General features: G+C 63.7%; 17 protein-coding genes. 8 read left to right on the top strand and 9 right to left on the bottom strand.

Features of this window, described 5'->3' with window-relative positions:
- Positions 1–20: 20 nt before the first annotated feature.
- The 3 genes from M653_RS0121490 (at position 21) to M653_RS0121480 (ending at position 3,203) form a co-directional block, all read left to right on the top strand.
- Positions 21–1,400 (top strand): aspartate aminotransferase family protein, encoded by a 1,380-nt coding sequence (locus M653_RS0121490; protein WP_027145201.1) that lies wholly within the window; start codon positions 21–23, stop codon positions 1,398–1,400.
- Between the two features lie 9 nt (positions 1,401–1,409).
- The gene (locus M653_RS0121485) at positions 1,410–2,513 is read left to right on the top strand and encodes an alcohol dehydrogenase family protein (RefSeq protein ID WP_027145200.1); all 1,104 of its coding nucleotides are present in this window, start codon (positions 1,410–1,412) and stop codon (positions 2,511–2,513) included.
- Between the two features lie 195 nt (positions 2,514–2,708).
- The gene (locus M653_RS0121480) at positions 2,709–3,203 is read left to right on the top strand and encodes an aromatic amino acid lyase (protein ID WP_280940113.1); all 495 of its coding nucleotides are present in this window, start codon (positions 2,709–2,711) and stop codon (positions 3,201–3,203) included.
- Positions 3,204–3,213: 10 nt separating this feature from the next.
- Here M653_RS0121480 and M653_RS0121475 read toward each other — a convergent pair whose 3' ends face one another.
- Positions 3,214–4,656, bottom strand: coding sequence for an NAD(P)-dependent oxidoreductase (locus tag M653_RS0121475; RefSeq protein WP_027145198.1), 1,443 nt, complete (start codon positions 4,654–4,656; stop codon positions 3,214–3,216).
- 318 nt (positions 4,657–4,974) lie between these two features.
- Between M653_RS0121475 and M653_RS0121470 the strand changes: the two genes are divergently transcribed.
- From M653_RS0121470 to M653_RS0121460, 3 genes are all read left to right on the top strand, one after another.
- Positions 4,975–6,828, top strand: coding sequence for an ABC transporter ATP-binding protein (locus M653_RS0121470; protein ID WP_027145197.1), 1,854 nt, complete (start codon positions 4,975–4,977; stop codon positions 6,826–6,828).
- Complete coding sequence (locus M653_RS0121465) at positions 6,828–8,720, top strand: ABC transporter ATP-binding protein (protein ID WP_027145196.1); 1,893 nt, start codon at positions 6,828–6,830, stop codon at positions 8,718–8,720. The genes M653_RS0121470 and M653_RS0121465 overlap by 1 nt, the downstream gene beginning before the upstream one ends.
- Before the next feature lie 193 nt (positions 8,721–8,913).
- Complete coding sequence (locus M653_RS0121460) at positions 8,914–9,243, top strand: hypothetical protein (protein ID WP_027145195.1); 330 nt, start codon at positions 8,914–8,916, stop codon at positions 9,241–9,243.
- A 37-nt stretch (positions 9,244–9,280) separates the two neighbouring features.
- Here the strand turns inward: M653_RS0121460 and M653_RS0121455 are convergent, their stop codons facing one another.
- The 3 genes from M653_RS0121455 to M653_RS0121445 form a co-directional block, all read right to left on the bottom strand.
- Positions 9,281–10,063 carry an ABC transporter ATP-binding protein gene (locus tag M653_RS0121455; protein ID WP_027145194.1) on the bottom strand — a complete coding sequence of 261 codons (783 nt, stop codon included), beginning with the start codon at positions 10,061–10,063 and terminating at the stop codon, positions 9,281–9,283.
- Between the two features lie 10 nt (positions 10,064–10,073).
- Complete coding sequence (locus tag M653_RS0121450) at positions 10,074–10,841, bottom strand: ABC transporter permease (RefSeq protein WP_032935740.1); 768 nt, start codon at positions 10,839–10,841, stop codon at positions 10,074–10,076.
- 124 nt (positions 10,842–10,965) lie between these two features.
- Entirely contained in the window at positions 10,966–11,973 is a 1,008-nt protein-coding gene (locus tag M653_RS0121445) for an ABC transporter substrate-binding protein (protein WP_027145192.1), read from the bottom strand.
- A gap of 176 nt (positions 11,974–12,149) precedes the next feature.
- Here M653_RS0121445 and M653_RS1000000135875 point away from each other — a divergent pair, with 176 nt between their 5' ends.
- On the top strand, positions 12,150–12,377 hold the full coding sequence (locus M653_RS1000000135875; RefSeq protein WP_084636795.1) for a hypothetical protein: 228 nt from the start codon (positions 12,150–12,152) through the stop codon (positions 12,375–12,377).
- 28 nt (positions 12,378–12,405) lie between these two features.
- On the opposite strand, the gene hutC is transcribed toward M653_RS1000000135875, so the two are convergent.
- The 4 genes from hutC to M653_RS0121425 form a co-directional block, all read right to left on the bottom strand.
- Entirely contained in the window at positions 12,406–13,137 is a 732-nt protein-coding gene (hutC, locus tag M653_RS0121440) for a histidine utilization repressor (protein WP_027145191.1), read from the bottom strand.
- Between the two features lies 1 nt (position 13,138).
- A complete protein-coding gene (locus M653_RS0121435; protein ID WP_027145190.1) occupies positions 13,139–14,167 on the bottom strand; it encodes a zinc-binding dehydrogenase in 1,029 nt (342 codons plus the stop codon).
- A gap of 15 nt (positions 14,168–14,182) precedes the next feature.
- The gene (hisD, locus tag M653_RS0121430) at positions 14,183–15,505 is read right to left on the bottom strand and encodes a histidinol dehydrogenase (protein ID WP_027145189.1); all 1,323 of its coding nucleotides are present in this window, start codon (positions 15,503–15,505) and stop codon (positions 14,183–14,185) included.
- 80 nt (positions 15,506–15,585) lie between these two features.
- The gene (locus tag M653_RS0121425) at positions 15,586–16,359 is read right to left on the bottom strand and encodes a glucose 1-dehydrogenase (protein WP_027145188.1); all 774 of its coding nucleotides are present in this window, start codon (positions 16,357–16,359) and stop codon (positions 15,586–15,588) included.
- A 360-nt stretch (positions 16,360–16,719) separates the two neighbouring features.
- On the opposite strand from M653_RS0121425, the gene M653_RS0121420 reads away from it, so the two are divergent.
- Positions 16,720–18,003 (top strand): FAD-binding oxidoreductase, encoded by a 1,284-nt coding sequence (locus M653_RS0121420; protein ID WP_027145187.1) that lies wholly within the window; start codon positions 16,720–16,722, stop codon positions 18,001–18,003.
- 16 nt (positions 18,004–18,019) lie between these two features.
- Here the strand turns inward: M653_RS0121420 and fghA are convergent, their stop codons facing one another.
- A complete protein-coding gene (gene fghA / locus M653_RS0121415) occupies positions 18,020–18,883 on the bottom strand; it encodes an S-formylglutathione hydrolase (RefSeq protein WP_027145186.1) in 864 nt (287 codons plus the stop codon).
- Between the last annotated feature and the right edge of the window lie 42 nt (positions 18,884–18,925).

Here is an 18,925-nt window from a genome sequence, read left to right as displayed (position 1 = left end):
CTTTCAAGGAGTCAAAAAAGATGCTCGATCAGTCCAACGAACTCGCCGCCTGGGATCGCGACCACTTCTTCCATCCCTCGACGCATATGGGCACGCATGCCCGTGGCGAGAGCCCGACGCGGATCATGGCCGGTGGTGAAGGCGTCACGGTCTGGGACAACAACGGCAAGAAGAGCATCGATGCCTTCGCCGGCCTCTATTGCGTCAATGTCGGCTATGGCCGCCAGAAGATCGCCGATGCCATCGCGACCCAGGCGAAGAACCTCGCCTATTACCACGCCTATGTCGGGCACGGCACCGAGGCCTCGATCACGCTGGCCAAGATGATCATCGACCGCGCGCCGAAGGGCATGTCGAGGGTCTATTTCGGCCTGTCCGGTTCGGATGCCAACGAAACCAACATCAAGCTGATCTGGTACTACAACAACGTCCTGGGCCGCCCGGAGAAGAAGAAGATCATCTCGCGCTGGCGCGGCTATCACGGCTCGGGCGTGATGACGGGCTCGCTGACCGGGCTCGACCTGTTCCACAACGCCTTCGACCTGCCGCGCGCGCCGATCCTGCACACCGAGGCGCCCTATTATTTCCGCCGCGCCGACCGCTCGATGAGCGAGGAGCAGTTCTCGCAGCATTGCGCCGACAAGCTCGAGGAGATGATCCTGGCCGAAGGTCCCGACACGGTTGCCGCCTTCATCGGCGAGCCGATCCTCGGCACCGGCGGCATCGTGCCGCCGCCCGCCGGCTACTGGGAAAAGATCCAGGCGGTGCTGAAAAAGTATGATGTGCTCCTGGTCGCCGACGAGGTGGTGACGGGCTTCGGCCGGCTGGGCACGATGTTCGGGTCCGATCACTACGGCATCAAGCCGGACCTGATCACCATCGCCAAGGGTCTGACCTCCGCCTATGCCCCGCTGTCGGGCGTGATCGTCGCCGACAAGATGTGGCAGGTGCTGGTGCAGGGCTCCGACAAGCTCGGCTCGCTCGGCCATGGCTGGACCTATTCGGCGCATCCGATCTGCGTCGCCGCCGGGGTCGCCAATCTCGAACTGATCGACGAGATGGACCTGGTGCGGAATGCCGGCGAGACCGGCGCTTATTTCCGTGCCGAACTGGCCAAGGCCGTCGGCGGTCACAAACACGTCGGTGAGGTGCGCGGCGACGGCATGCTGGCAGCGGTCGAATTCGTGAGAGATCGTGACGACCGTGTCTTCTTCGACCCTTCGCTGAAGATCGGACCGCAAATTGCCGCGGCCCTTGCCGCAAGCGGCGTCATAGGCCGCGCGATGCCGCAGGGCGACATTCTCGGCTTCGCGCCGCCGCTGTGCCTGACCCGCGAGGAGGCCGACATCGTGGTGGCCAAGACCGCCGATGCCGTGAACAGCGTATTCGCCAATCTCTGAGACCGACCGATGAATGCCATGACCAAAACGCTCCCCGCCACCATGGCCGCCGTGCTGCTCACCGGGCACGGCGGACCGGAAAAGCTCGTCTACCGCACCGATGTCAAAGTGCCTGCCCCCGCTTCAAGTGAAGTGCTGATAAGGGTCAGCGCTTGCGGGATGAACAACACCGATGTCTGGGTTCGCCAGGGCGCCTATGGTACCGAGGAGGATGCGGACGCGGTGTCGACCTGGCGAAGGCAGGGCAATACGCTGACCTTCCCGCGCATCCAGGGCACCGACACGGTCGGCACCATCGTTGCCGTCGGCGAAGGCGTTTCGCCCGATCGCATCGGCGAACGGGTGATGGTCGACTTCTCCATCTACAACCGCGACGACGATTCACTCGCCGACATCGACTATATGGGCCATGGCCGCGATGGCGGTTATGCCGAATACCAAACCGTCCCGGCTGACAACGCGCATGTCGTCGACACCACCTTGAGCGACGTCGAACTCGCCACGTTCTGCTGCGCTTACCTTACCGGCGAGCAGATGCTGGAACGCGCCGCACTTAAGGCCGGAGAACGGGTGCTGGTCACCGGCGCCTCGGGCGGCGTCGGTTCCGGCATCGTGCAGCTGGCGCGGGCACGTGGCGCCATTCCCTATGCCGTCGTCGGCAAGGGCAAGGAACAGGCCGTGCTCGACATCGGCGCCGAGGCGGTCATCACCCGTGGCGTCGCAGACCTGCCGCGAGCCGTGACCGAAGCGACCGGCGGCCAGTCGATCGACGTGGTCGCCGATCTCGTCGGCGGCGCGATCTTCAACGATCTGCTGCGCATCCTGCGACCCGAAGGCCGCTACACCACTGCCGGCGCGATTGCAGGCCCGGTCGTCCAACTCGACCTCAGGACCATGTATCTCAAGCAGCTGCAGTTGCATGGTTCGAGCCAGGGCACGCGCGCCGATTTCCGCCGCATCGTTCGCTACATCGAGGAGGGCAAGGTCAGGCCGTTGGTCGGCGGCGTCTACAAGCTGTCCGATTTCCACCACGCGCAGGCCGATTTCATCGCCAAGGATTTCGTCGGCAAGCTGGTGGTGGTGCCCGACGCTGTCGCGGAGCGCCTCGCCTAGCGCCGGAACCCCGGCCTTTCGCCCGAAACTCCCTTCGCCTGCTGCTGTCATAATCGGAAGGGCTTGCAGTCGTGCCAGCAAGGCGCCACAAACGGTGACGCTCGCAGCGCCACCGGCCCGGGCATCCGGTCACGGGATACAGGCGAGACATGACAGCCCGAATGATACTGCTCGACGCCAAGCCGCTCCGCGCGGCTGACGGCCTGGGAGCAGCTTGGCCAGGCGCTCGCGCATTGCGCGGTGGGCACCGCCAACCGCTGCATGAAGCTGATGTCGCCGACAATTGCGGAGCTGCCGCGCTTTCTGTCAGCCAGGGGCGGCAGCCGCCAGGGCTACGCTGAACTGCAAAAGCCGCTCGCAGCGCTGGAAGCCGAGATCCGGCATCTGGCCAACCCGATGTCGCTCAGCCCGCTTGCCGTATCGGACGGCATCGAGGACCAGTCCTCGATGGCGCCACGGGTGGTGGCCAAGACCGCCGAGATTGTCGAACGCCTACGCTATCTCGTGGCGATGGAGCTGATCTTCGCGGCGACAGGCGTGGAGTTGCGTGGCGTCGTCGACAGCATGGGCGAAGGACCGCAGAGCACCTTTGCCGCCATCCGTGCGCTCGTCAGCCCGCTCGACGACGATCGTGAGATGAGTGCCGACATGATGCGAGTCGCCCGTATGGTGGCCGGTCCCCGGAACTGAGCGCTCCGGCCTATTGCTGGAAAGGTCCCCTGAGATCGAGGTTCTCGGCCAGAAGGCAGAAGCGGTCGATCAACCGGACAAGGTCTTCGCCCTGTTCGGCGACAATCGCGCCTCGCTCGGCAGGCGGAGTATTCGAGAGAGCTTTCCACAACCGGCTTTGGCGATCACAGAGATCCGCCAATTCGGAGCATTCGCTGGCGGTCAGTTTCAAAAGGTGGTCGGAGGTCACCGGTCCGATGCCTGGAGGCGTGGTCGCACCAACGGAAAGATAGTTTGGCGGCACGGTGCCTTTTGCGTTCGTCACCGTCTTGCGGCAGATGACATCGAAGATCTGGTCGACGGCCTGCTTGGCGCCGGCGACGCGCGAGGGATGATCCGTGTCGGCCGCCGCATGCGGCAGAAGCTCGAGCCTGGCGCCATGCCTCTCGACGAGATCGAGATAAGGCAGCATCGGGCCAGACAAGCTGCCAGTGGAGGCATCCCTGAACAGGTCGGCATCGATCGCGGCGTGGCGCACCTGCCCTGCATTCAGGGCGTCGCCCAAGGCCGCGACGTCGACGAGCTCGCCGCGATCGTAGTTGACCAGCACCGCGCCGCCTTTCATGCGAGACAAAATGTCCGCGCCGATGAGCCCGGCATTGGCATAGCGGCCGGTCCGCGCATCCTGGTTGCCCAGGCCGACGTGAACGCTCAGCACATCGGCGCCTGCAGCCGCGTCGGCGAGGTCCGCCGCAAAGGCAAAACCCTCGGCTTCTATCCAGTCCCGATGCCGGGGCCGCGCGTGGATCACCACGCGCATGCCGAAGGCGCGGGCAAGCTTGGCCACCTCCCTGCCGATATTGCCATAGCCGATGATCGCGATGGTCTTGCCTTCGAGCTTTCCGGTAGGGAAATCGCGCAGCTCCCTGCCGGTGTCGAAGAGGCCCCGCGCCACCCGGTCGTGAAGCAAGTCCACCGGGAGATCCGGCAGCACTTTCAGGATCGCCTTCATCACCATCTGCGCGGTTGCGCGGCTGTTGATGCCGGGCGTGTTCATCAGGACCGCCGAGCCGCCCTCGCCACTGCCGCCGCCCCACGAGCGCGAGCCCATATTGCCGGTGCCGGCGCCGATCCGCACACCGGCCAGCGGAAAGACGGTCTCTACCGGCAGGAAGGTGGCGGCGGCAATGACGGCGTCATAGCGTCCGTCGCCGGCGGCTCCGATCAGCTCTTCGCGGGTGCTGAGATCCGGCTGGTAGAAGAAATGCACTCGGCCAGGTTCGAGAGCGGTCTTGTCGCCAAGTCCGGTCGCATGAAAGCGGCCGCCCTTGGCCTCGATATGGGCACGCACCTCCGAAGGGTCGGGTTTTCCGTCAGCATCAAAGCGCAGGCCGATCAGATCGCAGATCAGAACGGCGTAGGCGCGTTGCGGATCGATCGATTCAACGGCGTGTGTGTCTGTTGTCGCGGTCACGTCGTTCCCTCATGAAGGATGGAAGCCTACTGGAAGAGCAGGCGCTGAATAATCAGAACCTATCCGCCCGCAAAGTCGCGAGATCGATCACCGGCGGCAGACCAGCGGCGAGTTGCGACACGATCTTGCCGCTGACCGCTCCGCAGATCAGGCGCTGATGACCCGGCCGAGATGGCACCCGGCACCGCCTTTCAGGAACAGTGCGATGCCGTCATTGGCCCCTTGAACGGGCAAGCCGGACGCGCGTAAAATCGCGCTATCTGATTGAGTCTGCTACATTCGTTCGGGCTAATGTCCGGATTGGTCTGGGTATTTTCCTTGCACACGGATGCAACCAGCGCGGCCAAGCGCGGCAAATCATTTGCCCATGTGGCGGAAGCCTCCTGGGGCAAGGGCCTCAGTACGTTGCTGCGCATTGTGCGCATGACGCTGCGCCATCCCTGGCAGGTTGCCATCACCCTCATCTCGACCTTTGTCGCAGCGACGCTGCAACTCTTCATTCCGCGCCTCTTGGGCCGCGCCATCGACCAGGCGCAAGGGGTGATGGCCGCGGGTGCCGGCATCGCGGCCGAGCAGGCGCTGTGGACTACCGCGCTGACGCTGCTGATCGTCAGCATCCTGCGCGGCCTCTTCACCATGGCGCAGAACTACTATGGCGAGGCCGTCGGCCATCAGACGGGCTATGAGCTGCGGCTCGCCTTCTACGAGAAGATCCAGCGGCTGAGCTTTTCCTTCCACGACAAGGTCCATACCGGCGACCTCATCACGCTCGGGCTGCTCGATCTCGACGGCGTGCGCATGTTCTTTTCCACCGGTATCCTGCGCGTGGTGCTGCTTGGCGTGCTGATCGGGGTCGGCGCCTATTTGTTGATCAGCACCGATCTCGTGCTCGGATTGTTGAGCCTCAGCTTCGTGCCATTCGTCGCCTGGCGCTCCTCGGTGACGCAGCTCCGGCTGCGCAGCACCTGGCTGACGCTGCAGGAGCGGCTGTCGGTGCTGAGCCGGGTGATGGATGAGAATCTCGGGGGCATCCGTGTCGTGCGCGCCTTCGCGGCACAGCGGCATGAGCTGGCAAAATTCGATCGTGCCAAACAGGATGCGCTGGAGCTCGCCAATGAGCGCGTCGAAATCCGCGTCTCCAACACCAGCGCCATGAACTTTTCCTTCCTTGCCGCCATGGGCCTGGTACTGTGGTTCGGCGGCCAGAAGGTGATCGCGGGCCAGATCAGCGTCGGAACGCTGGCCCAGTTCCTCACCTTCATGACCATATTGCAGATGCCGGTGCGCCAGCTCGGCCTGATGGTCAACTCCTTCGCGCGCGCCTCGACCTGTGGCACGCGGCTGTTCGAATTGCTCGACACGGAGCTCGACATCAAGGATGCGTCCGATGCCAAAGATCTCGTCATCTCCGACGGCGTGCTGCGCTTCGACAATGTCGGTTTCCGCTACGAGGGCGCGGGCGAACGCCCGACGCTTTCCGGCGTTTCCTTCGAAGCCAGGCCCGGCGAGACCGTCGGCATCGTCGGCCCGCCGGGCAGCGGCAAGTCGACCATCGCGCATCTGATCCCGCGCTTCTACGACGTGACCTCGGGCGCGATCACCATTGACGGGCAGGACATCCGCAAAGTCACGCTGCAATCGCTGCGCAAGGCGGTCGGCGTCGTGCAGCAGGACGCGTTCCTGTTCACCACCTCGATCGAGAACAACATCGCCTATGGCAATCCCTGGGCGCGCGAGACCCGCATCGGGCAAGCCGCCGAGTATGCCCAGTTGCACAATTACATTATCGGCCTTCCGGCCGGCTACACCACGGTCGTCGGGGAACGTGGGGCGTCGCTTTCCGGTGGCCAGCGGCAGCGCCTGACCATCGCGCGCAGCCTGATGCTGCGGCCATCAGTGCTGGTCTTCGACGATTCCACCGCAGCCGTCGACGCCGGCACCGAGCAGCGTATCCGGGTGGCGATGAAGCGCTTCGCCAGGGATCGCGTGACGCTCATCATTTCGCATCGGCTGAGTTCGTTGATGCATGCCGACCAGATTCTGTTCGTCGAGGGCGGCCGGATCGTGGAACGCGGCACGCATGAGGAATTGCTGGCGCTCGGCGGACGCTACCGCGCGCTTTACGACCTGCAGCTGCGGCCGGACGAAGATCGGCTCGAGGGAGCCGCCTGATGTCGACGCAGGACGAGGACGAGAAGGAAGACACAAGCCGGCGCCCGACCAAGGCGGTCGTCGGCTCGCACCGCGATGAGGAAGAGGTCTTCGGCAAGGCCTACGATCCGCGCATCGTCAGGCGCATCTGGAGCTTCGTCAGACCATATCAGGGCCGGATCTTCATCTCGGTCGCCGCGGTGCTGGTGTTCACGCTGACGCAGCTGGCGATCCCGCTGGTCATCCGCTACGCCATCGATCACGGCATGGCGCCAGGCAGGCTCGACCGATCGGTGATGGTCTCCGCGATCGTCGCTTTTGCCGTCATCATCCTCATCAACTACGCCGCCAGTCATGTCCAGGAGAGCGTCGTCGGCAAGGTGGCCGAGAACGTGCTATCCGACCTGCGCCGTGCCATGTTCAGCCACCTGCAGCGGGTCTCTCTAGGCTTCATGGACAGGACCGAGGTCGGCCGGCTGATGTCGCGCCTGCAGGGCGACGTCAATTCGATGCAGGAATTCCTCGAGACCTCCGTGATGTCGGTGGGCGACATCGTGCTGTTGTTCGGCATCGTCACCGTCCTGCTGTGGCTCGACTTCCGGCTCGGCCTGCTGACGCTGTCGACCATGCCGATGCTGTTCATCGTGCGCCTGTTCTGGCTGCCGCGCGCCAAGGTCGCCTTCATGGCCGCCCACGAGACCAACTCCATCGCCAACGGCGCGCTTGCCGAAGGCATCCATGGCGTGCGCACCGTGCAGAGCCTGGAGCGCCAGCACGTCAATTTCGACCTCTACGACGAGAAGGTGCTGGCCAATCTCAACGCGCATCTGCGATCGGCGAGATACGCGCAGGTGATGGTGCCGATCGTCGATACGCTGACCGGCATCGCCATGGCGACCGTGATCGTCGTCGGCGGGTCGATGGTGCTGTCGCACAGTCTCGACATCGGCGTGATGGTGGCGTTCCTGTTCTACATCCAGCGCTTCTTCGACCCGATCCGCTCGCTCACCATGCAATACAGCGTCATGCAGCGCGCCATGGCTTCGGGCCAGCGTATCTCCGAAGTGCTCGACGTGCCGGTGGATGTCAGCGACAAGGAAGGCGCCATCGCGCTGTCGCGCGACATGGACGGTTCGGTCGAGTTCCGGAATGTCACTTTCGGTTACCGGCCGAACCAGCCGGTGCTGAAGAACATCTCCTTTCGGGTCAATCCCGGCGAAACGGTCGCGCTTGTCGGGCCGACCGGATCGGGCAAGTCGAGCTCGATGGCGCTTGTGCACCGCTTCTACGATGTCTGGTCGGGCGAGGTCCTGGTCGGCCGGCACGATGTGCGCGACCTGACGCAGGACTCGCTCGGCGACCAGGTGGCCATGGTGCTGCAGGAACCGTTCCTGTTCTCCGGCACGGTGCTGGAGAACATCCGCTATCACAAGACCGGTGCCAGCCGTGAAGAGGTGGTGCGCGCCGCCCAAGCCGTCGGTGCGCACGACTTCATCGAGCAATTGCCTGACGGCTACGACACCGAGCTCGGGCAACGCGGCGGCAACCTCTCGCTCGGCCAGCGCCAGTTGATCAGCTTCGCGCGGGCGCTGGTGGCCGACGCCAAGATCCTCGTCCTCGACGAGGCCACGGCCAGCATCGATTCCTACACCGAGATGCTGATCCAGAAGGCGCTGATCAAACTGCTGGAGGGCCGCACCGGGCTGGTCATCGCGCATCGCCTGGCCACCATCCGCGGCGCCGACCGCATCATCGTGCTGCAGAATGGCGAGATCGTCGAAAGCGGCAACCATGAGCAGCTGATGAAGAGGAAAGGCCTTTACGCCCGCCTCTACAACATGAACTACGCTTCCTTCGACGACATTTCCGAGGAAGAGATGGAAATGGACGCGGCGGCCGGCAATGCAACGTAAACCCGTGCTGGCGGGTTCGAACGTACGGATTGCTTCCATACCTTTGCCGAGAAGACCTTATTTGCGAGATCCCCTGATGTGACCGCTGACCTGCACGCCGTCCTCGGGACCGTGAAGGCCCGATTTCGTGAAGGAACGTGTGCAGGGAGGCGCGCGTTCTTCCCAATGTCTCGAATGAAAAGGAGACATGCTTATGGAAAAGCGAAACGTATTCCTCGGTTCCATCGTGTTGACGTTGGCCACGAGCGCTGTCCCGTTTGCCACAGTCGCCGAAGCCGCCGTCGCCAGGCACCATTATGTCCGCGTCACCACCGCCCATAATGGCCACACGCAGACCGCGAACCGCGGACACAGACACCGTTACGGTTGGGTTGATGCCGGTTGGACTGGCGAGAATTCGACCGACAACAGCAACTGGATGGACAGCTATTACAATGGTTACGGCAGTTACCGTGGGTATGCCGGCGACTTTTGCGGCACCATCGCATGGACGCTCGGCATATGCAGTCCCCACGGCCCCTGATTCCTGACCGCCGGTGGGGCCAACGAAGTTGCTGGCATTACGCCATTTCGGGTCGTCTTGATGCCTCGCGGATCGCCTTGTGCACGCCGCGCTGCAAATCCATGAAGGCAGGGGTTTCCATCACCTCTTCCCGGCGCGGTCGCTCGATGTCGACGTTGAAGGTTTGCATGATGCGTCCCGGGCCGATCCCCATGACGACGATGCGATCCGAGAGGTAGACGGCCTCCTCGACGTCATGCGTGACGAACAGCACTGTGAGCCGATGCTCTTCCCAGATCTGGGTCAGCAGTTCCTGCATCTGGTGCCGCGTCAGGGCATCGAGCGCGCCGAAGGGCTCGTCCATCAGCAGCATCTTCGGGCGATAGGAAAGCGCGCGCGCGATGGCGACGCGCTGCTTCATGCCGCCCGACAGTTCGGACGGGAAGCGATCAGCGCTTTGCGACAGCTTGACGAGGTCGAGATGCTCGAGCGCGATCTCACGGCAGGCGGAGCGATCATAGCCGGCGGCCTTGAGGGCAAACTCGATATTCTGCCGCGCCGTCAGCCAGGGAAGCAGCGTGTAGGACTGGAAGACGACACCACGGTCGAGACCCGGTTGCAAGATCGGTGCGCCGTCGATGCTGAGATCGCCGGCGTCAAAATCCTGCAGTCCGGCGACGATCGACAGCAACGTGCTCTTGCCGCAGCCCGACGTGCCGACGAGGGAGACGAACTCATTGTCGGCAAGGTCGAGGTTGATGTCCCGCAGCACTTGCGTACGCCGCTCTCCGGTGCCGAAGCTCTTGTCGAGACCGGCGATGCGCAATTTGGGAACTGTCATCGGCGGTTCCTCATTGCGGGTGGCCTTCCTGCCGGAACAGTACCTTCTCCAACGCTTTCATGACCTGGTCGGTAATGAGGCCGAGCACGCCCAGGAGCAGGATGTAGCCGATGATGGTGTTTGTCTGGAAATAGCGCTGCGACACGGTGATGCGATAGCCCAGGCCGGATGTCGCCGCGACGAGCTCGGCCAGCACCAGCCAGGTCCATGCCCAGCCGAGGCTGATGCGCAGCGTGTCCCAGATGCCCGGCAAGGCACTGGGCACGACGATGCGCGTCAGGATCTTGCGGTCCGGCAGACCGAGCGTGCGGCCAAGGCCGATGAAGTCGGCGGGAACCCGTTTCACATTGTCCATGACCATCAGCACCTGCTGGAAGAAGGTGCCGATGAAGATAATCAGGAATTTCTGGGTGTCGCCGGTACCGGCCCACAGGATGGAGAGCGGCACGAAGGCGACAACCGGCATATAGCGGATGAAATCCACCAGCGGCTCGATGGCCGCCTCCCAGGAGCGGAAACTGCCGATCAGCACGCCGATCGGTATGGACAATGCCGAGGCGAGGAGAAAGCCGATGGAAATGCGGTACATCGAGGCCCTGAGGTCCAGCCACAAGGTGCCGTCGGCCGCGAGCTTGGTGATCTGGGTCGCGACGCTGCCTGGCGACGGCAGGAAGATGGGTTTCACCCATTCCAGCCCGGTCGCCGCCCACCAGGCGAGACCAAGGCCGACAAAGACAGCCACCGCTATCGCCAGGAAACGCGACCTGGCGATGGGCACGCCGATCCCGGAGGATCGGCGACGCCTCGCCGGTTTTGCGGCGGGCGCCGGCGTCGGGCGGGCCAAACCGGTTTTCGCGGGAGGCTCCCCGGACATCTGCGTTACCACCGCGATCCGGATCTCGTCATTGCGCCGCCTTGACGAAGGACGGGTCGATCATCTGCTCCGGCGTCACATCGGCCTGAAGCAGCTTGGCGTTCTTGGCCGCCGCTTCGACGTCGGCGAATGTCTTGGTGGTAAAATCGCCGGTGAGCGCCGTCTTGTTTTCGGCCAGGGAGTAGTAGCGCACGCCGTCGAAGGCGGTATTGAGGTCCTTGACATCGGAACCGACGGCTTTGGCGATGATGGCGCGACCGCCTGATGTATCGGCCTTATAGTCCTTGAGTGCGGCGTCCCAGCTCTTGATCATCGCCAGCACCTGGCCGGGCCGCGACTTGATCACCTCGTCGCGCACCACCAGCACGTCGCTGATCAGGCCGGGATCCTCGCCGGCGGTGAACAACAGCTTGACGTCCTTGTTCTGCGCCATGGCGACAGTGAGGTACGGCTCGTAGGTGACCGCGACCGGCACCTGGCCCGCGATCAAGGCGCTGCCGGCGTCGGCGGCAGGCATTGGAACCGGCTGGATATCGGCTACCGACATGCCGTTCCTGGCGAGCGCGTATTTGAGCAGGATGTCGCTCGTCGTGCCTTCCTCAAAAGCGACCTGCTTGCCCTTGAGATCGGCGATGGATGCGACGTCCTTGCCGGCGACGATGGCGTCGGCCGTCATGGAGACATCGAGCAGCAGCACGATCTTCACCGGCAGGCCGGCCGCAACCATGCCCATCGCCGTGTGAGTGGCGATGTTGGCGGCGTCGAGCTGGCCGCTTGCGAGTGCGGCGTTGATATCCTTATCCTCGGCGAAATTGACGATCTGGACGTCCGACAGGCCGTTTGTCTTGAACAGGCCCTTGGCGTCGGCGACGTGCCACTGGCCATATCCAAGCCAGGGCTCGATCCCGATCTTGAACGGACCGGCCTCGGGCGTCGTGGGAATGGCCGCATCGGCCGCATGGGCCGCCGGGGCTGCGATGAGCCCGACGGCAACGGCCATCACCAATGCGCGAAATTGTCCTGCTAGGTTGAGCATCATCTTTCGTTCCCCTTGATGATCAGACCGCTTTTTACCCAGGCATCCGGTCTGATGAGACTGCGGGGTTCTGCTCTTGCGGCACTGTGCCTCGGCGTCTTGCCCGCCACTTCATGGTTGAAGTGCCGACATATCTCAACGTCAGCGGCCGCGGATGTCAAGGCTGAAATACATACATGCATATACAAGTTGGTGGAGTCCAATTTTACGTTGATCCGGCGGGTCCCCAGCCCGACTACTCACGCTTTTTCAGGATCGATCCGATCGAGAAAACCGGTCATCCGGTCGGTTCTGCCATCGGGCTTACTGCCGACCCTCTCTTGCCGTTGGAACTCGACCGTCGCGGCATGCTGCCGGTGGATTGGCGAGCAATGCTGCGATCAGGACTTTTCCTGTCGCCGTGAAACCTCGGCTTGCATTGGCTCGTCGACTTCAGCTTGCTTTGGAAGGCGAGTAGCGGCTGCCGAGCGAATAGCGGCTGCCGGCATAGGTCAGCTTGCTGATCGTGGCCACGACTGCTCCCGTCCATGTCCGGCGATGCAGGAAAAGGCAGCAACTTCCGACATCGATGCCCAGATGCTGCGCCGTCTCCTTGTCGGCCGGGATGGCGGAGATGATATGCTCGACCTCGGTCACCGGGGTCTTCTGCATGAGGTAGTCGTAGGTCGCCGTCCTCGCAAAGTCTTGCTTGTCATAGTCGGGAATCAGGCCCGGATTGACGAAACGCTCCTCCAGTTGCACCGGCAGGTCGTTCTCGAAATTGACGACGACGGAGTGATAGACCGAGGTGCGCTTGGCAAACTCGAACGACAGCGCGAGTTCCTTCGTGGGCACGATGGTTTCGAGGACGAGAACTTCGGAGCGATGCCTGTTGCCGCGCTCGACTATCTCGGCGGCGATGTTGTTGATCTCGATCAGCGTCGATTGTGGCCGGGGTGGCGCGATGAACGTGCCGACACCTTGCAGCCGGATCAGGAATCCTGCGGCGGTCAGTTCCCGCAGGGCCCGGTGAACCGTCATCCGCGACACACCCAGCGAAACCACCAGCTCGTTCTCGGACGGCAGCTTGCGATCCTTGCCCCATTTGCCCGTTCCGATGTTGATCAGGATGTAATCCTTCACCTTCTCGTAAAGGGGGCTCGCCGTATCGGGCAAATCGATCATTTCAAAAATCCTTTCCGGCAGGTTGCCGCATGCGGATGATTGTCTTCAAGCCATCGCTCTTCCCGGCCAGCAGCCGCTCATAGGCGGCTGGAATCTCGTCCAGGCCGATCTCGCGATCGATCAGGGCCAGCAGCGGTTCACTCAGTTCGCCCAGCATCCGCACGGCCTCTGGCAATTCGTCGGCGAAGGCATGGCATCCGAGCAATGCGATCTCGCGCTCGACCAGAACATTGGGGTCGATGTCGAGCCGGCCATGGAAGATGCCGACCATCGCCACCGCGCCGCCGGGATCGAGAAGGTCTAGCAGCTGGTTGAATGCGGCGATGCTGCCCGTCGCCTCGACGGCCGCGAGCAGCGGGGCATTGGCGGTCGCGGCTGCAATGGCATCGCGGTCGAGATCGACGATGGTGGCGCCGGTCACCCGCGCCACCCGGGCGCAGCGGTCCCGGTTGCGGTCAGCGACAAGCACCGTGCCGGCGAAGGTTCGGGAGAGCAGCATCGCGGCGAGACCACCGATCGGACCGCAACCGACGACAAGCACCGAGCCCGCCGTTCTCGGCAACCGTCGCACCGCGTGCAGCGCGACCGCGAGCGGCTCGGCCATGGCAGCGACCCGCTCGTCGAGACCGGCGTCGATGACATGCAGCAGACGTGCGGGCAGCACCGCCTGTTCGGCAAAGCCGCCATCGCAGATTTCGCCGACGAAGCCCAGCGAAGTGCAGAGATGCCGCTTGCCGGCGCGGCATTGCGCGCAATCTCCGCACCAGAAGCGGGAATCTGCGACCACCCTGTGGCCGACGGCGACGGTATCGACGCCCTCGCCCAGCGCGATCACCGTGCCGGTCAGCTCATGGCCAGCTGTCGAAGGCGACCGGCTGATCCATTGGCCGGTGCGGAAATTGTGCAGGTCCGAACCGCAGATGCCTGCCGCATCGACCCTGAGCTTCACCCAGCCGGCATCCGGAATGCCTGGCGCGGCGACGTCCTCGACGCGCAGATCGCCCGGTCCATAAAGTCGTGCCGCCTTCATCGCGATCGTCTCCGCTCAGCCGGCGAGATAGCTGTCGCGGATTTCCGAAACCGCGTTTTCGTGCGAGCTGAAGCCCTCGTAGCGGGCGAGCCTGCGGGCATGCAGCGCCAGTTCCGGATAGGCGGCCGAGGTGACATAGCCGACCGACGAACGCTTGACGAAATCCGTCACCGAAAGCGGCCCATAGGTCCGCGCCCAGCGGCTGGTCGGCAGCACGGCATTCGGCCCGAGGACAAAATTGGCGAGGGTGACCGGCGTGTGCGGACCCATCAGGATTTCGGCCGCTTCGGTGATGTGGCCGAGATGCGCGAACGGCTCCTTCGAGAGTATCTCGAGATGTTCGGGCGCATAGTCGTTGATGAAGCGGTAAGAGTCTTCCAACGACGCGGTCAGCACGATGCCGCCGCGCTCTCCCGTCAGCACCGCGCGCGAGAAATCCACACGCTGCTCGGTCATGCGCGACCAGTGGTCGGGAAGTGCAGCAAGTGCTGCCTCGGCAACCTTGCGGCTGTGCGTCACCAGATAGGCCGAGGAATCCGGCCCGTGCTCAGCCTCGATCAAAAGGTCGAGCGCGGCAAGGCCTCCGTCGACGCTGTCGTCGGCAAAGATAATGGCCTCCGACGGCCCGGCCGGCAGACCCGTGTTGATGATCGAGGACAGCACGCTCTTGGCCGCCACCACCCATGGGCTGCCTGGGCCGACGATCTTGAGCGCCGGCTTCACCGTCTCGGTGCCGTAGGCGACCGCGGCGACGGCTTGCGCGCCGCCGCATTTGTACACGGTCTCGACGCCGGCGAGGCGAGCGGCGACCAGCGTGGCCGCGTCCACGGAACCATCCGAGGTTGGCGGCGTCACGATGGCGATCTGCGGCACGCCGGCAATGACGGCCGGAACCGACGTCATCATCGTCACCGACGGAAAGGCGCCCTTTCCGCGCGGCACGTAGAGCGCGACCGATGCGATCGGCGTATATCTGTCGCCGGCATAGGCGCCCGGCCGGACTTCCTTGAGCCACATGGTTTCCGGCTTCTGCTCTTCATGAAAATGCCGGATGTTTTCGATGCCGAACCCGATGCTCTCCACGACATCCTTCTCGACCTTGTCGAAGGCCGCATCGAATTCCGCTTCCGACACTTTCAGTTCGCCTTCGGCCACATTGGCCTTGTCCAAGTCCCTGGCGAAGCGGATCAGGGCGGCGTCGCCCTCGTCCCTGACCGCCTGGATAATCGGGCGGACCTTTTCGACGAAGACCGACAGATCGCTCTCGGCGCGTTTCAGCAGACCGGCCCGCTGGGTGGCATCGAGGGATGACAGATCGTGGAAGCTGACGTCAGGCATGGTATTCCCTCCTGTTGGAACGCAATGTGCCGGCCGGTCACATTGCGGAAGACTCTGTTTTCGAACCTGGGCGAGCCGCCTCAGATCGATGCCAGGAAACCGCCATCCACCGGAATGGACTGGCCGGTTATGTAGGCTGCGGCATCCGAAGCAAGGAACACGGCGATGCCGTGCAGATCGCGCAGATCGCCGAAACGATGCTGCGGAATCTTGGCGAGCATGGATTGCTGCCACGCCTCGTTGCTGTAGAACACTTCCGTCATCGCCGTCCTGAAATAGCCCGGGGCGATGGCGTTGACCCTGATGCCAAGTTCCGCCCATTCCACTGCCAGCGCCCGTGTCATGCCGAGCAGGCCCGATTTCGACGAACCATATGGCACCGCCGTTGGAATGCCGACTTCTGAAGTCAGCGAGCAGAGATTGATGATAGCGCCGGGCCGCCCGGCGTCCCGCATCTGCCGCGCCGCCGCCTGGGCGCAGAAGAACGCCCCTTTGAGGTTGGTATCGATGATCCGGTCCCAGAGGGACTCGTCGACGTCGAGCGAGGGCCGGACCTCTTCCACCCCGGCATTGTTGACGAGAATGTCGAGGCCGCCAAGCAGGCGGGCTGCCTCGACGGTGGCCGCACGGCACCGGCCGACATTGGTCACGTCAAGGGCAATGGCATGCGCAACCCCGCCGGCCGCGCGGATGGCCGCCACCGTCTCATCGAGCGAGTCCAGGTTACGCGCCGTGACGGCGAGGTCGGCGCCGGCGGCGCTCAGCGCCTCGGCGATGCTGCGGCCAATGCCGCGGCTGGCGCCGGTGACAATCGCCTTCCTGCCGGAAAGGTCGAAAAGAGAAGCGTTGCGCATTGATCCTCCTTGGCCGCTCCGGTTGCGCGGCAGAGAGACTATCAGATCGACTTGCATATACAAGCATGTACAAACAGCCTCGGGTGAGATTGAGGGTGACGTTATCCGCCGCACGCGCGATCACAAAGTTAGCTCTTTCATACGAAATGCCACGGGCGGCGATTGTCGAGGTTTGTCCAAGACGATAATCGGCCGGCGATGGGGGAGACCAACATGTCCAAAGCTGTGATTTCCGAAAGCCCTGCAGAATTGCCTGGCGTATCCGACAAAAAAGTCTGGGTCTGCCGTGCGTGCCGGATATCGGGCAGTTGAAAGCCGGTTGCCCGTCAAGCCCGCCGCCCTATCGTGAGAGCCCGTCATATGCTGGAAAGCAGCCCGCCCAGGAGCCTCTATCGCGAAACGGCTGGCGGCGCCGGCAAGTACCCCGCCCTTGCCGGTCCGCAGCAGGCAAGGGTCGCCATCGTTGGCGGTGGCTTCACGGGCCTTTCCACCGCCTTGCATCTGGCGGAAGCCGGCGAAGACGTCTGCGTGATCGAGACCCATCAGCCTGGATGGGGAGCGTCGGGCAGAAATGGCGGCCAGGTCAATCCCGGCCTCAAATACGATCCGGACACCATCGAGGCGATGTTCGGCCCGGAGCTTGGGCCGCGGATGATCGAGTTCTCCTACGGCGCGCCGGATTTCACCTTCGGTCTCATCAGGCGCCTGTCGATCAATTGCGAGGCCCGGCAGAACGGCACCATACGCGCGGCGATCCGGCCGAAGCCGGCAGCCTCCGTGCGGGCCACGGCAACGCAATGCGAGCGGCGGGGAATGCCGGTTGAAATGCTCGACGCAAAGGCGATGGCGGCGCGTAGCGGCACGGACAGGTATATATCCGGCATGTTCGATGCCCGCGGCGGCGACCTCCATCCCTTGAAATACGCGCTTGGCCTGGCAGCCGCCGCGCAGATGGCCGGCGCGCGGATCTTCGGCGGCAGCGAGGTGCTCTCGCTGAGCAGGCAGGCCGCGCGCTGGGTCATCGAGACTGCAGGCGGTTCCGTCAGCGCCGAGAAGGTCGTGATCGCGACCAACGGCTATACCGGAAACCTGTGGCCGGGCCTGGAGCAGTCGCTCGTCCCGGTGTTCAGCGCCATCGCGGCGACCGAGCCGCTTGCGCCGGCAGTTGCGGCGGCAATCCTCCCCGAAAGGCCCGTCGTCTACGAAACCGGCAACATCACCGTGTACTATCGCATCGACGCCCAGAACCGGCTTCTCATGGGCGGTCGGGGCCCGATGAGCCCGATCGGCGATGCTTCCGCCATCCGCTACCTCACCGACCATGCGCTGCGGCTCTGGCCGGCGCTTGCTGGAACCGGGTGGACACATGGCTGGAACGGCCGGGTCGCGATCACCAAGGACCATCTTCCGCACGTTCACGAGCCGAAAGACGGCGTGCTGATCTGCCTTGGCTACAATGGCCGCGGTGTTGCCATGGCCTCGGCGATGGGCGCTGCCCTGGCGCGGCGCCTGCGGGGCGACGAGACATCGCCGTTTCCCATGCCGATATCGCCGCTCAAGCCAATCCGGTTCCATCGCTTCTGGCCGCTTGGCGTCAAGGCGGCGATCCTTTCGGGCCGGGTGAAGGACCGGTTCGGGCTTTGATGAGAAGAGCCCGCCGCTATGCTCCGGCTTCAGCGCCGGACAATCTTCGGGCGTGCCATCTCAGATGATCGTCCATGAATGTCGAGATGAAGAAATACGAGTGATCGTAGCCGTCCTGCATGCGCAGCGTCAGCGCAATGCCGGCCTTGGCGCATGCCGCTTCCAGAAGCCAGGGCCTCAGTCCATCATCAAGAAATCCGTCCGATGTCCCTTGGTCGACGAAAAGCTCCGGGAAGCGGTGGCCATCCTCGATGAGCAAGGTGGCATCGTAGCCCCGCCATGATTTCTCGTCCGCACCGAGATATTTTTCGAAGGCCGGCTTCGACCAGCCGGCGGTGCTGGGTTGCACGATCGGCGCGAAGGCCGAGCAGCTCTTGAAGCGTTCGGGATTCTTCAGCGCGATGGTCAATGCGCCATGTCCACCCATCGAGTGGCCGAAGATCGCCTGACGCATCATGTCGGCCGGAAACTCCCGCGCGATCAGCGCTGGTAATTCCTCGGCGACATAGGAATACATGCGATAATTACTGGCATAGGGTTCCTGCGTGGCATCGACGTAGAATCCGGCGCCGCTGCCGAACTGCCAATTGTCCTTCTCGTCGGGAATGCCGGCGCCGCGGGGGCTGGTATCGGGACAGATTACGATCAGGCCAAGCTCGGCCGCCATGCGCCTGTACTCCCCCTTGTCCATGACATTGGCGTGGGTGCAGGTGAGACCGGATAGGTACCATATGACGGGGCAAGGTCTTTCACGGGCCTGTGGCGGCACGAAGACGGCAAAGGTCATGTCGCAGGCGCAGACATCCGAAGCGTGGGAATAGACGCCCTGGACGCCGCCATGCGACTTGGCAGCGGAGATGATTTTCATCCGATCCGACATGTGTTTCTTCTCCGCCAATGTGATTCACCGCCGCTTGTCTAC

Source organism: Mesorhizobium sp. WSM3626 (genome assembly GCF_000513935.1).
GTDB lineage: Bacteria > Pseudomonadota > Alphaproteobacteria > Rhizobiales > Rhizobiaceae > Mesorhizobium > Mesorhizobium salmacidum.
Note: the sequence above shows the minus strand (reverse complement) of the source record. Positions and strands in the feature narration are given on the sequence as shown.

Coding starts and splice junctions, on each gene's coding strand:
- M653_RS0121490 (WP_027145201.1), top strand. CDS start 21: ATGCTCGATCAGTCCAACGAACTCGCCGCCTGGGATCGCGACCACTTC.
- M653_RS0121485 (WP_027145200.1), top strand. CDS start 1,410: ATGAATGCCATGACCAAAACGCTCCCCGCCACCATGGCCGCCGTGCTG.
- M653_RS0121465 (WP_027145196.1), top strand. CDS start 6,828: ATGTCGACGCAGGACGAGGACGAGAAGGAAGACACAAGCCGGCGCCCG.
- M653_RS0121460 (WP_027145195.1), top strand. CDS start 8,914: ATGGAAAAGCGAAACGTATTCCTCGGTTCCATCGTGTTGACGTTGGCC.
- M653_RS0121455 (WP_027145194.1), bottom strand. CDS start 10,063: ATGACAGTTCCCAAATTGCGCATCGCCGGTCTCGACAAGAGCTTCGGC.
- M653_RS0121445 (WP_027145192.1), bottom strand. CDS start 11,973: ATGCTCAACCTAGCAGGACAATTTCGCGCATTGGTGATGGCCGTTGCC.
- M653_RS1000000135875 (WP_084636795.1), top strand. CDS start 12,150: ATGCATATACAAGTTGGTGGAGTCCAATTTTACGTTGATCCGGCGGGT.
- hutC (WP_027145191.1), bottom strand. CDS start 13,137: ATGATCGATTTGCCCGATACGGCGAGCCCCCTTTACGAGAAGGTGAAG.
- M653_RS0121435 (WP_027145190.1), bottom strand. CDS start 14,167: ATGAAGGCGGCACGACTTTATGGACCGGGCGATCTGCGCGTCGAGGAC.
- hisD (WP_027145189.1), bottom strand. CDS start 15,505: ATGCCTGACGTCAGCTTCCACGATCTGTCATCCCTCGATGCCACCCAG.
- M653_RS0121425 (WP_027145188.1), bottom strand. CDS start 16,359: ATGCGCAACGCTTCTCTTTTCGACCTTTCCGGCAGGAAGGCGATTGTC.
- M653_RS0121420 (WP_027145187.1), top strand. CDS start 16,720: ATGCTGGAAAGCAGCCCGCCCAGGAGCCTCTATCGCGAAACGGCTGGC.
- fghA (WP_027145186.1), bottom strand. CDS start 18,883: ATGTCGGATCGGATGAAAATCATCTCCGCTGCCAAGTCGCATGGCGGC.